At 67.7% G+C, this 14,176-nt stretch carries 11 protein-coding genes; 7 read left to right on the top strand and 4 right to left on the bottom strand.

Translation table 11 applies throughout. The annotated features are described in order from the left end of the window. Positions 1–42 precede the first annotated feature (42 nt). Both K2R93_03100 and K2R93_03095 read right to left on the bottom strand, forming a co-directional pair. On the bottom strand, positions 43–1,380 hold the full coding sequence (locus K2R93_03100) for a glycosyltransferase (GenBank protein MBY0488809.1): 1,338 nt from the start codon (positions 1,378–1,380) through the stop codon (positions 43–45). Positions 1,381–1,484: 104 nt separating this feature from the next. After that, positions 1,485–2,390 (bottom strand): hypothetical protein, encoded by a 906-nt coding sequence (locus K2R93_03095; GenBank protein MBY0488808.1) that lies wholly within the window; start codon positions 2,388–2,390, stop codon positions 1,485–1,487. A gap of 84 nt (positions 2,391–2,474) precedes the next feature. On the opposite strand from K2R93_03095, the gene K2R93_03090 reads away from it, so the two are divergent. Further along, a complete protein-coding gene (locus K2R93_03090; GenBank protein MBY0488807.1) occupies positions 2,475–3,530 on the top strand; it encodes a hypothetical protein in 1,056 nt (351 codons plus the stop codon). Positions 3,531–3,644: 114 nt separating this feature from the next. Here K2R93_03090 and K2R93_03085 read toward each other — a convergent pair whose 3' ends face one another. Beyond that, a complete protein-coding gene (locus K2R93_03085; GenBank protein ID MBY0488806.1) occupies positions 3,645–4,307 on the bottom strand; it encodes a superoxide dismutase in 663 nt (220 codons plus the stop codon). A 141-nt stretch (positions 4,308–4,448) separates the two neighbouring features. Then, positions 4,449–5,756, bottom strand: a complete 1,308-nt coding sequence (glnA, locus tag K2R93_03080) for a type I glutamate--ammonia ligase (protein MBY0488805.1) — start codon at positions 5,754–5,756, stop codon at positions 4,449–4,451. 114 nt (positions 5,757–5,870) lie between these two features. On the opposite strand from glnA, the gene K2R93_03075 reads away from it, so the two are divergent. The 6 genes from K2R93_03075 to K2R93_03050 all read left to right on the top strand — a co-directional run bounded on the left by K2R93_03075 (position 5,871) and on the right by K2R93_03050 (position 13,934). After that, positions 5,871–6,665, top strand: a complete 795-nt coding sequence (locus tag K2R93_03075; GenBank protein ID MBY0488804.1) for a zinc ribbon domain-containing protein — start codon at positions 5,871–5,873, stop codon at positions 6,663–6,665. 190 nt (positions 6,666–6,855) lie between these two features. After that, positions 6,856–8,850, top strand: coding sequence for a PAS domain S-box protein (locus tag K2R93_03070; protein ID MBY0488803.1), 1,995 nt, complete (start codon positions 6,856–6,858; stop codon positions 8,848–8,850). Continuing rightward, positions 8,847–9,959 carry a response regulator gene (locus K2R93_03065; GenBank protein MBY0488802.1) on the top strand — a complete coding sequence of 371 codons (1,113 nt, stop codon included), beginning with the start codon at positions 8,847–8,849 and terminating at the stop codon, positions 9,957–9,959. The genes K2R93_03070 and K2R93_03065 overlap by 4 nt, the downstream gene beginning before the upstream one ends. Positions 9,960–10,243: 284 nt before the next feature. Then, positions 10,244–11,089, top strand: coding sequence for a hypothetical protein (locus K2R93_03060; GenBank protein ID MBY0488801.1), 846 nt, complete (start codon positions 10,244–10,246; stop codon positions 11,087–11,089). 6 nt (positions 11,090–11,095) lie between these two features. After that, the gene (locus K2R93_03055) at positions 11,096–12,613 is read left to right on the top strand and encodes a PAS domain-containing protein (GenBank protein MBY0488800.1); all 1,518 of its coding nucleotides are present in this window, start codon (positions 11,096–11,098) and stop codon (positions 12,611–12,613) included. 10 nt (positions 12,614–12,623) lie between these two features. Then, entirely contained in the window at positions 12,624–13,934 is a 1,311-nt protein-coding gene (locus K2R93_03050) for a sigma-54 dependent transcriptional regulator (protein ID MBY0488799.1), read from the top strand. Positions 13,935–14,176: the final 242 nt, after the last annotated feature.

Genomic DNA, 14,176 nt, shown 5'->3' with positions numbered 1-14,176 from the left:
CCACCCACAACCCATGACCAAAAACCTGAAACCCAGAACCGATCAGTTCTGGGTTTCGGGTTTTTGGTCATGGGTTGTGGGTTGTTTTGGGTTGCCCTCCAGCACCCCCTCGATCACCTCGCACGCCGCCGCCGCTCCGTCCTCCGCGCGCACTTGCTCCGCCACGCGCGCGGCCGCCTCGGAGTAGGAGCGCATGCCGAGCAGCACCTCCAGCTCACGCGCCGCCCGCCGCGGCGTGTAGCGGTTGGGGTACAGCGTGCGCGCCACGCCCAGGCGCTCGAGGCGCCACGCATTGTCGGGTTGATCGTTTGCGAAGGGCACGGCCAGAATGGGGACGCCCGCGTGCAGCGCGGTGCCCACGGTGCCAATGCCGCACTGCTGCACCACCGCCGCCGCGCGCGGAAAGAGCAGCGAGTGCGGCGCCGACTCCACCACCATCACATCAGGCGCGGCGTCGCCCGCCTCGCGCGCCGCACGCGCTGCCAGCGACGCAGTCCGCTGGCGCCCCGCCAGCAGCACAGCGCGACGGCCAAGTCGTCGCGCGGCGGCGAGGCTGTGTTCGTAGAACGTCCCCGCCACTTCCACCGCCGATGAGCCGAGTGTGAACACGATCGGTGGCGGGCCCGCCGCGAGAAACGTCTCGAGCGCCGGCGTGAGCGCCGCGCCGTGCGCCACGTCGTAGCGCACTTGCCCCGTGATCGTGACGTTCGGCGGCCAGTCCGGCTGCGGCGAGGCCAGCACCCGCGAGAACATCGCGAGCACACCCGACGGCGCGTGCGATCCCTCGAACACCGGATGTGCACCACGCGGTAACCCCAACGACGCGCGCAGCTCGTACACCGGCGTGACCCACTTGTCGGCGACCAGTCGCGCGCCGCCCGCCATCCAGTCCGCAAAGCGCGCGAGCCGATCGTAACCCAGATACCGCAGCCACGGCGCCACCGGCGGAATCACCGGCTCGTATGCCGACAGGAACGACAGCGGTGCCAGCACCGTGGACACCCAGCGCACCCCCGTCTTCGCCACCGCGATCGGCGCCGCCGGAACACCGGGGTGGCTGATCAGCAGGTCCGCATCGTCGGCCAACTCACGCAACGTGGCGTACTGCTGCGCCAGCGCCGGCATCAGCACCTCGCGGAAGATCACCTCCGCCCCGCGCCGCGGATCCATCACCCGCCGCACCATCGCCGCGTCCTTCTCCGGATCCGCATCCGGCTCGAGCCCCACGAACGCAAACCCCAGCGCTTCGCATACAGCGCGATAGTACGGCGGCAACGCCAGCACCGGCACATGCCCCCGCGCGCGCAGGGCAGTGGCAAGGCCAAGCATGGGATTCAGGTCCCCGAAGGACCCCCAGGAGCACAGGACGATACGAGACACGCCAGAAGATAGAAGCCAAAAACCCAAGAACCCCAAACCCTAAAACCCCGAACCCCAAACTGATCAGTTTGGGGTTCGGGGTCATAAGGTTTGGGGTTGGCGGGTTACTTCCCTGACGTCGCCCACGCCGTGTACCACAGATCCCGCAGCATTTCCGCTCCCGCCGCCAGCCGCGCCACCGCGAACGCCTTCTGCTCCGGCGTCGCCTGCTCGGGCGCAAACTGCATCTTGCCGTCGAGCTGATACAACTCCTCGAGGTGGCTGTACGACTCCTTGAGATACGCCAGCACCGCCGGCCGCAGCGCGGGGAACGTCTGCGGCGCGTGCGTCATCGCGGCCTTCACATCGGGCGCCTTGATGTGCGCCTGCACGAACGCCGACTCGAAGCGGTAGTGGAAGCGATTGTCGGTCGTGTACCCCTTCGGGTTGTCGCCGACCCAGCCGTTGTGATGCTTCGTGGTGTGATGCGGGTTCGAGCCATCCGCCACGTAGTGGCCGAGCAGGCCGGCGTCATCGATGATACGCGCTTCGATCCACTTCCGCACCGAATCGTTGGGCGCGATGCGCCACAGACGGAAGTCTTCACGCAGCTTGGACGTGTGCTCGAGAATCGTGTACGGCAGGAGCCCCATCTTGTCGGCGCCCACGCCGAGTGGGCGGAGCGAATCGGAGAAGGCCCAGCGATGCGGCGCGGCGAGTGCCTTGTCGAGCGCGCCCAGATCGATGAGATCCATATCGATGTAATGATCCGGGCTCGTCCCACCATTGAGCGCCGGCTCGAGCTGCGACTCGGCGCGATCCTTCCAGCGATCGGGCTCCGGATTGAGATAGCTCAGCTGTTCCGCCGCATCGCGGAAGAACTTCGGCATGTCGGCCGGCAGCGCTTGCGCTGCGGTGAGGCCGATGATGCGATGCCCCGCATCACCCCACGCGTTGAGCGTAGCGGGAAGGGCGAGCAGGGCCGCGGCAAGCGTGCCACGGAGCAAGCGGGAGCGTGTGATGGCGTGCATGCCGGAACATAGCAAGGCCGCGAGAGCCCCGCGCCTCCGACGCCCGTCCCTTGTGTCGGCGAGCCCAACCGCGATATTCGCGCGATGCGCTTTCCTGTCGTGCTCGCCGTCCTGCTCCTGCCCCTCGCCGCCTGCGGCGACAGTAGCCTGAGCGTCCCGAAGACGCTCGAAGCCGCCCACGTGGACGTGGCGCGCGTCAAACCCGAACTGACCCGGTACGGCGCCGACTCCCGCCTCGGCGCCGTCTGGGGGCTCGCCCAGGGCCCCGCCGATACCGGCATGCTCGCCGTCGGCGACGCGTTCTGCCGCATCGCCTCCACCGACGCCACCGCTGAATGCTTCCCGTCGCCAGTCGCGATGGAATCGGTGCACGCCATCATCAACGACAGCGGTCACGTCGCCGGCGTCGTGGTGAGCGGCCAGTTCGGCAAACCCAGCGCCGCGCGTCTCTCCCCCACCGGTGAACTCGTGTGGCGCTACGACGGCGACGTGCGCAACATGGGCTCCATCGCCATCGCCGATCTCGCCGACGGCCCCGCCGTGATCGTCTCCGGCAGCGACAGTATCGCCATCCTCGACTTCGCCACCGGCAAGATCAAAAGCCGCCGCACCAAGGGCCGCGCCCTCCTCGGCGCCAACTGGATCGGCGGCAGCACGCGCGAATACCTCCTCGGCACGAGCGACAGCACCTTCAACCTCATCGGCCCCAGCGGCAGCACGCTCGCCGCGCTCACGCTGCCCACCGGCAGCTGGATCGAGCCGGTGATGACGCCTGTCGTCGCCGCGAACGAGCGCCCGTATCTCGTGAGCTCCGCCGGCACCACGATCAGCGTGTACGACTCGCTCCTCGCACCGGTACGCACCTTTCAGGCGCCCGCGCTCGTCGCCCCACTGCACGTCGTCGCCGCCGCCTTTCTGACGAACGACCCCAAGGGCCCCTTCGCCGCGGTCTACAACGCCGCCAACAACTGGCACCGCAGCGTCCTCTGCGTCTTCGGCAGCGACGGCAGCGTGGCCTACGCCGAAGTGCTCGAAGACGACCACCACGTCCTCCGCCCACGCCCGGACCCCACCGGTCTCACGTTCCTGCTCGGCGGGCGTGGGGTGGTGTGGCAATACCGCTTCCCCATCGGCTTGTAAAAACCCAGAACCCACAACCAAAAACCCGGAACCCAGAACTGATCAGTTCTGGGTTCCGGGTTTTTGGTGGTGGGTCGTGGGTTGTTTCGGGTTCTGGGTTGTTGCGGGTTTCGCTTAGCCGGCTACCTGCGCCGACGCCACATCCCAATTGATCCGCCCCAGCACCGCGTCGAGGTAATCCGCGCGCCGGTTCTGGTACTTGAGATAGTACGCATGCTCCCACACATCGATCCCCACGATCGGGAGCTCGCCTTCGAGCAGCGGCGAATCCTGATTCGGCAGCCCGCGAATCGCGAGCCGGTTCGTGGCCGTCTTCACCAGCCACGCCCAGCCGCTGCCGAACTGCCCCGTGCCGGCCGCCTTGAGCTGTGCCTTGAGCGCGTCGAGCGATTCGAACTCGCGCTTCACCATCTCCGCCAACCGCCCCGTCGGCGCCGTGGCGCCACCGGGCGAGAGCAGCTTCCAAAAGAGCGCGTGATTCGCATGCCCGCCGCCATTGTTGCGAATGGCCGTCTGCACGGCCGGCGGCACGCGATGCAACCCGAGCAACAGCTGCCCCAGCGTGCGGTCATGCAGCGTGGGCTGATTCTCGAGCGCCTTGTTGAGATTCGTCACGTACGTCGCGTGATGCTTGTCGTGATGAATCCCCATCGTCTGCGCGTCCACCGCCGGCTCCACCGCCGTGGCGGCATAACCGAGGTCAGGCAGCACGAACGGATACTTCTGGTCCAGCACCGCATCCGGGCCGGGCACGACGTTCGAGAAAAGTGATCGCATCATGAGAAAGTAATCCCCAAATGTCCCCTCCGTTGCTCCGCATCGCCGCTGCTCCGCATGGCAGGTACAGCGAAGCCGGACGAATCGCTGGGCCTGCACCGCGGAGGGGCGGTGGAGCGGAGGAACGGAGAACGTGCGGTGCTAGTACCGCGGCAGATACCGATCCATCTCCCAGCGTGTCACCTGCTGGTTGTACTCCTCCCACTCCGCACGCTTGGCCGCCAGGAACTGCTGCGTGATGTGCTCCCCCAGCGCCGCGCAGATCACATCGTCCTTCTCGAGCTCGTCGCACGCTTCCGACAGTGACGTCGGGAGGTCGTCAATGCGCAGCCGGCGGCGCTCCCGGTACGACAGCTCCCAGATGTTCGTGTTCACCGGTTCGCGCCAGTCCGCCTCGGTGGCCAGCCCATCCAGGCCGGCGGCGAGCATCACCGTGAGCGCCAGGTACGGATTCGCCGACGGGTCCGGCGTACGCAACTCGAGCCGTGTCCCCGACCCGCGGCGCTCCGGCACGCGGATCATCGGCGACCGGTTCCGCATGCTCCACGCCACGTTCACCGGCGCCTCAAAGCCCGGCACCAGCCGCTTGTACGAATTCACCAGCGGATTGGTGACCGCCGTCATCCCGCGCGCGTGGCGCAGCAGGCCGCCGATGTAGTGCAGCGCCGTCTTGCTCAGTGCCCATTCGCGCTGCGGGTCCCAGAACGCGTTCTGCCCATTGGCGAAGAGGCTCTGATGCGTGTGCATGCCGCTGCCGTTCTGTCCGAACACCGGCTTGGGCATGAACGACGCATACAACCCGAACTGCCGCGCGACCTGCTTCACGACGAAGCGGAACGTCGCGATGTTGTCGGCCGTGCGCAGCGCATCGGCGTAGCGGAAGTCGATCTCATGCTGCCCGTGCGCCACTTCGTGATGCGCCGCTTCCACTTCAAAGCCCATCTGCTCGAGCGCATCGACAATTGCGCGCCGCGCATCTTCGCCCTGATCCATCGGCGCGAGATCGAAGTAGCCGCCGCTGTCGTGCGTGTCGGTCGCGGGCCGGCCATCGGCGGTGGGCTTGAAGAGGAAGAACTCCGCTTCCATCCCCGCGTTCATCACGTAGCCCTGGGCCTTCGCGAGCCCCAGCTGCTTCTTGAGCGCGCCGCGCGGATCGCCCGCAAACGGCGACCCATCGGGCATCGTGATATCGCAGATCAGCCGCCCCACCCGCGCCGCCGGATCGCCCCACGGAAAGATCTGGAACGTGCTCAGATCCGGCGCGAGCAGCATGTCCGACTCTTCCACGCGCACAAAGCCCGCGATGCTCGAGCCGTCGAACATGATGTCGCCCTTGAGCGCCTTCCTGAACTGCGACGACGGAATCTCGACGTTTTTGATGACGCCCAGAATGTCCGTGAACTGCAGGCGAAGGAATCGCACCTGCTGCGCTTCGGCCAACTCCAGAATGTCGGCCGTCGAGGCACCCTCGAGATTGGCAGGAACGAGCGAGCGACTGGGAGTAGGCACAGGGAGAGGGCTGAGTGTTCCGAGACGCTTGTATTGTAGTACCTTCCGCCTGCCATGACCGACACAGCCCCGGCCCCCAAGTTCTGCAGCGAGTGCGGCGCCCCCCTCTCGCCCACCGCCAAGTTCTGCCACGCCTGCGGCCACCAAGTAGGCGCCGCAGCCCCCGCAGTCCCAGCTCCCGCAGTCCCAGCTTCCGCCGTACAGGCTTCCGCAGTTGAAGACGAGGACACCGCCCCCCCCGCCCCCCTCGTCACCCGCGCCAAGTCCTCCGCCACCGCCCTCCCCTGGCTCCTGGGCCTCGCCGGCCTCATCGCCGGCTCCGCCTACCTCGCCACCACCCAGCCCAAGCCAAGCGAAGCCGCCGCCCCCCCAGGCATGGCAGCCCCCTTCGCCAACGGCGGCAGCGGCGCCGCCCCCCCCGACATCGCCAACATGTCGCCCAACGAGCGCGCCAACCGCCTCTACGGTCGCATCATGGCGTACGTCCAGGCCGGCAAGGCCGACTCGGCGGCCTTCTTCGCCCCCATGGCCCTCGCCGCGCACGAGATGCTCGAAACCAAGAGCATCGACGAGCGCTACCACCTCGGCCAGATCAACGAGATGCTCGGCAATGCGGCCGTCGCCGCCGCCCACGCCGACACCATCCTCAAGGCCGAGCCCGAGAACCTGCTGGGGCTCATGCTCGCGACCCATGCGGCCCGCCTCGCCAACAAGGCGGCCGACATCAAGACGTTCGACGCGCTCTTCCTGAAGGTGCTGGACGCCCAGCTCGCCACGAAGAAGCCGGAGTACGACATGCACAAGGCGGAAATCGACCGCACCGCCGCCGAGGCCCGGGGCGGCAAGTAAGCCGCCCCACCGGTTGGCGCCCCCGTCCAATCGCAGGGACGAACCGCCAGGCCGGCCATCAGCAAAAACCCTGATTGCCGGCACTTGGCCCGCGCGGTAGGGTCTATCAACTGGGAAGACCAGCCCGGGCCGCGTGCGCGACGTCGTGTGCCCCCGGTGCGTCAATTCCGGGGACCCCTGTCGGGAGCACGTGACCGAACCGCGACAGTATCGCGAGCGCTCTGGCCATCGACTGGCCGAATTGGTACGCGCCCAGCAACAGCTGGCGCGGCAGCTCGCGCACGCCACCGTGGGCGATGGGCTGGCCCGCGCCGTGGCCGACGCGGCCATGCTCGTCTTCCCCTGCCACGTCGCCGAGCTCTATCGGTTCCGCGGGGAGCGCATCGATCGCGTCGTACGCGTCGGCACCCCACTCGACCCCGCGGACGCCGACACGCTCGATCTCGAGCTGGTCCGTGCCGTGGGCGACAGCGGTGTCGCCCACATGGCCACGCGGCTCACCCCGCATCCCGACGCCCCCGCCGGCACCACCGAGCTCTGCGCTCCGGTGCGCGACATGCGCCACGGCGCCGGCGTGCTGCGCCTCGTCGCCTCCCCCGGGCATGCCTTCGACGGCGAAGATCTCTTTCTCGTGGCCGTCCTCACCGGCCACGCCGCCACCGCCGCCGAAGCCGCGCGCCTCGTCACCGCGCAACGCCGCCAACGCCGCCGCGCCGAACTCTCGGCGGCGCTCGGGCGCGTCGCCATTCACGCCACGCAGCTCGTGCCCGGCGCGCAGCAGCTCCTCGATGTGCTCGCGCGCGCGCTCCCCGTGCGCGGCCTCGCCCTCGGCGTAAGTCGCGCCCGCGACGGCCACCTCGAATACATCGCCGCCAACGGCGCGCTCGAATACTATGTGGGCGTCGAGCAGCCCCCCGAGACGAGCGATCCACTCCGCGTCCTCTCGCTGGCGTCGCGCGGTCATCAAATCGGCGAACTCCGCGTCCTCGCGAGCGACACGAGCCTGCGTACCCTCAAACGCCTCGGCCGTGCGCTGGAGTACGTGGCCACGCCCCTCACGCTCTCCCTCGACGCCATGCTGCTCGACGAGGAAGAACGCTTCGCGCGTGAACGCGAGCATCTCCTCGCCACCGGCCTCACCACGATCAATCACCCGATCTTCATTCTCGATCAGAGCGGCATCCGCTACGCCAACCCCGCCACCGCGCGCGAATACGGGTGGACGCAGCCGGAGCTCATGGAAATGAAGTTCGAGGATCTCGTCGTGGGCGCCGACACGCGCGAAGGGCTCGACGCCGGCTCCGGCATTGTCGAAGCCGGCGTGCGCATCTCGCACGACATCCATCGCCGCAAGAACGGCGCGGAGTTCCCTGCCGCCGTAAGCATTGCGCCACTCCGCGGGCACACTGGCGATATCCTCGGCCAGGTCGTCAGCGTGCGCGATGTGTCGCAGGACCGGCACGTCGAAGAACAGCTGCGCCACACCGAAAAGATGGTCGCGCTCGGCGAACTCGTCGCTGGCGTCGCGCACGAGATCAACAATCCGCTGACCGGCATTTCGGCGTTCGCGCAGATCCTGCTCGAAGAAGAGCTGGGCGAGGAACAGCGCGAAAGCGTGCAGCTCATCAAGCAGGAAAGCGATCGCGCCAAGGGCGTCATTCGCGACCTGCTCCTCTTTGCGCGCAAGACCGATCGCGGCTTCGGGCCGGTGGATGTGAACGCCATGCTGCAACAGGTCGTGCGCCTCCGCACGTATCCGCTGCGGCAGGCCGGCGTGAAGGTGACGCTCGAGCTCGATCCCAATGCCCCCAAGGTCAGCGGCGACGAGCAGAAGTTGCAGCAGGTGCTGCTCAACATGATCAGCAACGCCGAATTCGCCATGCAGGGCCGTCTCGAGCGGGTGCTCACGCTCTCCACGCGCACGAGTGGCGATCAGGTGCACATCCTCGCGCACGACACCGGCCGCGGCATGAGCGCCGAGGTCAAGCGCCGCATCTTCGAGCCGTTCTTCAGTACCAAACCCGCGGGTCTCGGCACCGGTCTCGGGCTCAGTGTGAGCTACGGCATCGTGCACGCCCACGGCGGCAGCATTAGCGTAGAGTCGGAGCCCGACGTCGGCACGACCTTCCAGCTCAACTTGCCGGTGCTTGCCAGCACGCCTGCGTTCGTCGAATCGCCCTCATGACTGCCACTGCCCCCACCCCCGAATCCGTCCGCGCCATCGAAGCGGCCGGCGCCGCGCTCGTCACCGACACGCTGCGGCGAATCCTCGTGGTCGACGACGAAAGCACCATCCGCCTCGCCCTGAGCCGGTTCCTCAAGAGCCGCGGCTACACCGTGGATCTGGCCGACTCCGGCGAAAGCGCCCTCGAACAGCTGGGCCGCGAGCAGTACGCGCTCATGCTCTGCGACCTGCGCATGCCCGGCCTCTCCGGCCTCGAAGTCGTGCCGCGCGCGCTCCATGCCGACGAAAACCTCGGCATCATCATGCTCACGGCCGTCAACGACGCCGCCAGCGCCACCGAAGCGCTGGGGAGCGGCGCTTTTGATTATCTCACGAAGCCCGTCGAACTCCCCGACCTGCAGAACGCCGTGGAGCGCGCCCTCGAGCGCCGCACCCGCACGCTCGAACGGAAGAGCATCGACCGTCTCATTCGTGAAGAAGTCGCCATCCGCACCGCGCAGCTCGAGCGCGAAAAGGCAGCCCTGCGCGACCTCACGGTGAGCGTGGCCGACTCGCTCATCAACGCGATGGAAGCCAAGGACCTCTACCTCCGCGGCCACTCCCACCGCGTCGCCGAACTCGGCGCCGCCATCGCCCAGGAACTCGGCCTCGACCCGCACACGCAGGAGCGCGTGCACCTCGCCGGCCGCCTGCACGACGTCGGCAAGATCGGCATCAGCGAAGCGGTGCTCAACAAGAACGGCCCCCTCACCGCCGAAGAGTTCGCCCACGTAAAGGACCACGTGAAGATCGGCCTCGACATCCTCCAGCCCCTGAGCCACCTGGGCGAGGTCCTGCACTACGTCCGCGACCACCACGAACACTGGGACGGCAGCGGCTACCCCTACGGCCGCGCCGGCGAGGACATCACCTTGGGCGGCCGCATCCTCACCGCCGCCGACGCCTTCGACGCCCTCACCAGCAAGCGCGCCTATCGCGATCCCATGACCGCGCAAACCACGCTGGATTACCTGCGCGGGCAGGTGAACAAGCTGGTGGATGGGCGGGTGTATGCCGCGCTGGCCGCCGTCATCGCCGAGGGAAGGGTCGAGGGCGTCCCCCGCCTCTAACCCCGCAGGGTCGGACCTCAGACCTCAGCCAAAGTCGGGCATCGGAATTCAAGATCGGTCGCCGACTTCCGAAGTCCGACCTCAGAAGTCAGCGCCCGATCTCGAGGTCCGAAACCGGACGTCAACCGAGGTCCGAAGCCCGATCTCATCCGGCGTCCCAAGCCCGATCGTAAATCTGGACCTCGTTGAGGGAACTTGACTCTTGGCCCCGGTCCTAGTAATAGCAGGCTGTTGAGTGCGAGTCCTTTCGCACACCCTCACTAACTGCTGGTACGGAGGCGGTCATGCCGCGTGGCGACGAGTTGGAAAAGCTCCATCTGATCGATGATGACATGGACGATCTGGGGGGCTACGGTTCGTCGTACGACGACGATGACGAGGATGACGGCTACGGCATCAATTCGGACGAAGGCGACTCCCTCTGGGACAGCACCGACGACGATGATGACGACGACGAAGACGACGACGAGATCGACGGCTTCGACGACGACGGCCTGATGGGCGACGACGACGATGACGACGACCTCTTCGGTCGCCCCATCGTGCGCCGCGGCCCCGGCCGTCCGCCCAAGAACCCGGGTGCCCCCAAGCCCGTGAAGAAGCCCAAGGCCGAAAAGCCCGCCCCCGCCGCGCCGGCGGAGCCGGCCGCGCCCGCCGCGGTTGCCGAGGTTCCAGCTCCCGCAGTTCCAGCTTCCGAAGTAAAGGCTTCCGCCCCTAAGGCGGCCAAGGCGCCGAAGGCGCCAAAGGCCGCCAAGCCCGAGCCCGCCCCCAAGGCCGAAAAGCCCGCGCCCAAGGCCGAGAAGAAGGCTGCCCCGGCCAAGGCTCCAGCCAAGGCTGCCAAGGCTCCCGCAAAGGCTCCGGCCAAGGCGCCCGCCAAGGCCGCCAAGAAGGCTGCGCCGGCCAAGAAGGCGGCCCCCGCCAAGAAGGCCGCCAAGCCCGCTCCCAAGAAGGCCGCCAAGCCGGCGCCCAAGAAGGCTGCCCCCAAGAAGGCCGCCAAGCCGGTGAAGAAGGCCGCGAAGCCCGCGCCCAAGAAGGCCGCCAAGCCGGCCAAGAAGGCGCCCGCCAAGAAGCCCGCCGCCAGGAAGCCCGCTCCCAAGAAGCCGGCGAAAAAGGCCGCGAAGCGGAAGTAACCACGGGTGAACATCACCACCGAGCAGCCGCCGTTCTCGCGGCGGCTGCTCGACTCGCTCCCCTTCACGATCTGGTCGGTCGACCTCGACGGCCGGATCACCGCAGCGAACAGCACCTGGTCTCGGTTCGCCGAGGATAACGGAGCACCCGGCATCGCGTCCGAAGACGCGGTGATCGGGTGCTCAGTGTTCTCGAGCGTCGCCGACGACGCCTCGCGCTCGCAGATCGAGCGCGCCATGACCCTCCTTCGGGAGCGGCAGACCTCCCTCGTGCGCTGGGAGTTCCCCTGCAACTCCCCCACCGAGGAGCGGGTCTTCCTCATGCAGGTCACCGCCATCGAGACCGATGGCGACATCACCGGCTTCGTCTTCAGCACCGTCGACATCACGCCGAGCCATCGCTCGCGTGAAGCACTCATCGCCACCGGCATCGCCCTCGCCGAAGCGATCGCGCTCGACCGCGTCTACGCCGAAGTCGCGCAGCAGCTCCGCCGCGCCGTGCCCTCCACCGGCTTCGTCATCGCACTCGTCGACGACGAAACCGGCCAGATGTCCATCACGCATCGCCAGGGCTACGGCGACCGCGACACCGAAGATCTCGAGCGGCAGCTCCTCCCCATCTGGCTCGACGCGCTCGCCGGCAGCCAGGTCGTGCGCGTCCCCACGTACGACGGCCTGGAGCTCACCGCGCCGCTCATGAGTGCGGACGCCGTGCTGGGGGCGCTCACGCTGTATGCGCTCCCCATCGAGACCGATCAGGCGCTCGAAGAAGCCGAGCGGGTCGTGGCGGTTATTGCTGCGCAGACGGCCGTTGCCATCGAGCGCGCCTGGCTCGTGCACCGCGTGGAGAGCAAGCGCCGCCTCGAGGCTATTGGTGAAGTGGCGGCCGGTGTCGCGCACGAACTGCGCAACCCGCTCTTCGGCATCTCGAGCGCCGCGCAGCTCATGAAGTACCGCTTCAAGGACGATCCCGTCGTCGACAAGAACGTCGGGCGCATCCTGCGTGAGGTGGAGCGGCTCAACAAGATGGTCACCAGCCTCCTCGAGTTCGGCCGCCCCAACGCCGTGCATCTCCAGGCCGGCGACCCCGAGCAGGTGTGGGACGATATCCTCGAGGGCGAGCGCGCCATTCTCGACGCCAAGCACCTCGTGCTCCGGCGCACGCGCCCCGAGCACCCCGTGCACTGCATGCTCGACGCGAACCAGCTCGGGCAGGTGTGCCGCAACATCCTCGTGAACGCCTGCGACCACGCCCCCGAGGGGAGCGAGATCATCCTGGTCGGCCACGCGCTCCCGAATGGCGGCTGGCGCTCGCGCCTCACCAACGGCGGCCCCGCGATCCCGCCCGAGGTGCTCCCGCACGTCTTCGAGTTCTTCTACTCCACCAAGGCGAGCGGCTCCGGCATCGGCCTGGCCCTCTGCCAGCGCATCATGGACGAACGCGGCGGCGTCATCGGCATCGACAGCTCCCCCGAGCACGGCACCACGCTGACGCTCACGCTGCCGCCCAGCCCCGCGACCTGAGGGCGCGCCCATGGCCCTCTCCATCCTCGTCGTCGACGACGACGAAACGGTCCGCGATACCCTCGTCGATTTCTTCGAAAGCCTCGGCCACACCGCCCGCGGCGCCGGCACCGCCACCGAAGGGCGCCAGCTCGCCGCCGAGCATGCGCCGGATGTGGTGCTCCTCGATCTGCGCCTCCCCGACGCCGACGGCGGGGTGGCCCTCGAAGCGCTCAAGGCCGACGACCCCGACCTCGCCATCATCGTCCTCACCGGCTTCGCCGATGTGAAGACCGCCGTAAAGGCCATGCAGCGCGGCGCCGTGGACCTGCTCGAGAAGCCCGTCGACCTCGAAGCGCTCGAAGCCGCCGTGAACCGCGCCGCCCAAACCGGCCGCCTCCGCCAGGAGGTCGCGGTCCTCCGCGCCCAAAGCCGCCCCACCGGCCAGGCGTCGCCGAGTCTCGCGCCCACCTTCCAGGACCTCATCGAGCTCGCCGCCAAAAACGCCGACGCCCCGGTGCTCCTGCAGGGCGAAACCGGCACCGGTAAAGGCTACATCGCGCGCCAGATCCACGATCGTTCGACCCGGAACAGTTCCCCGTTCGTCGAGATTAACTGCGCCAGTCTTTCGAGTACGTTTTTCGAAAGTGAACTGTTCGGCCACGAACGAGGCGCCTTCACCGACGCCAAGGCCGCCAAGCGCGGCCTCCTGGAAGTCGCCGGCGAGGGCAGCGTGTTCTTGGACGAAATCGCCGAAATGGGCCTCGACGTGCAGCCCCGCCTCCTCAAGGTCCTGGAGGAGCGCACGTTCAGAAGGCTGGGCGGCACCACAACCCTGCGCAGCAACGCCCGGGTGATCGTCGCCACCCACCAGCCGCTGACCGATGCCGTGGAGGCGCGCCGTTTCCGCGCCGACCTCTATTACCGCCTCCAGGTCCTGACGCTCACCCTCCCCCCACTCAGAGCCCGGCCCGAAGAAATCCTCCCCATGGCCGAGGCCTTCCTCCCCAAGTCGGCGAGGCTGACCAAGTCAGCCGAGCAGTCCCTCGTCGCCTATCGCTGGCCCGGCAACATCCGGGAGCTCAAGAACACCCTCTGGCGCGCCGCGATCCTGGCCAATGGCGGCATCATCGATGTCGTCCACCTCGGCCTTCCGGGCAGCCCCGAGCCGGCCGTGACGAGCACCAGGCCCGAGCAGCCCCGCACCCTCGAAGCCGCCGAGCGCGACGCCATCCGCGTGGCCCTCAACGCCACCGGCGACAACCGCACCAAGACGGCCCAACTCCTCGGCATCGCCCGCAGCACGCTTTTGGAGAAGCTCCGCAAGTACGGCTTGGAGTAGAGTTCGCTGGAAACAGCAATTGGAAGCAACGGAGAATCGGGGCATCGGAGGACCAACGCGCAGTTCTCCGTCCCCCCGCCCCTCCGCCCCTCCGCAAGTCAGTCACAACCGACTTTCCGCCGCCCGAAAATCAGTCGACACGATAAAATTGGAGTCTTTTCGTACAGCAAATGACGAGGCCAAAAATCCGTAAGCTGAATTGAGTCAATAGCTTAAGAAATTGCCCAGCCATGGCACCCTTC

Source organism: Gemmatimonadaceae bacterium, from assembly GCA_019752115.1.
Lineage (GTDB): Bacteria > Gemmatimonadota > Gemmatimonadetes > Gemmatimonadales > Gemmatimonadaceae > Gemmatimonas.
The sequence above is the reverse complement of the archived record's forward strand: the minus strand, read 5'-3'. Positions and strand labels throughout refer to the sequence as shown.

Bases quoted from the DNA above. Each gene is read 5' to 3' on its own strand.
- K2R93_03065 (MBY0488802.1), top strand. From the start codon at position 8,847: ATGACTGCCACTGCCCCCACCCCCGAATCCGTCCGCGCCATCGAAGCG.
- K2R93_03085 (MBY0488806.1), bottom strand. From the start codon at position 4,307: ATGCGATCACTTTTCTCGAACGTCGTGCCCGGCCCGGATGCGGTGCTG.
- K2R93_03050 (MBY0488799.1), top strand. From the start codon at position 12,624: ATGGCCCTCTCCATCCTCGTCGTCGACGACGACGAAACGGTCCGCGAT.
- K2R93_03060 (MBY0488801.1), top strand. From the start codon at position 10,244: ATGCCGCGTGGCGACGAGTTGGAAAAGCTCCATCTGATCGATGATGAC.
- K2R93_03095 (MBY0488808.1), bottom strand. From the start codon at position 2,390: ATGCACGCCATCACACGCTCCCGCTTGCTCCGTGGCACGCTTGCCGCG.
- K2R93_03075 (MBY0488804.1), top strand. From the start codon at position 5,871: ATGACCGACACAGCCCCGGCCCCCAAGTTCTGCAGCGAGTGCGGCGCC.
- K2R93_03090 (MBY0488807.1), top strand. From the start codon at position 2,475: ATGCGCTTTCCTGTCGTGCTCGCCGTCCTGCTCCTGCCCCTCGCCGCC.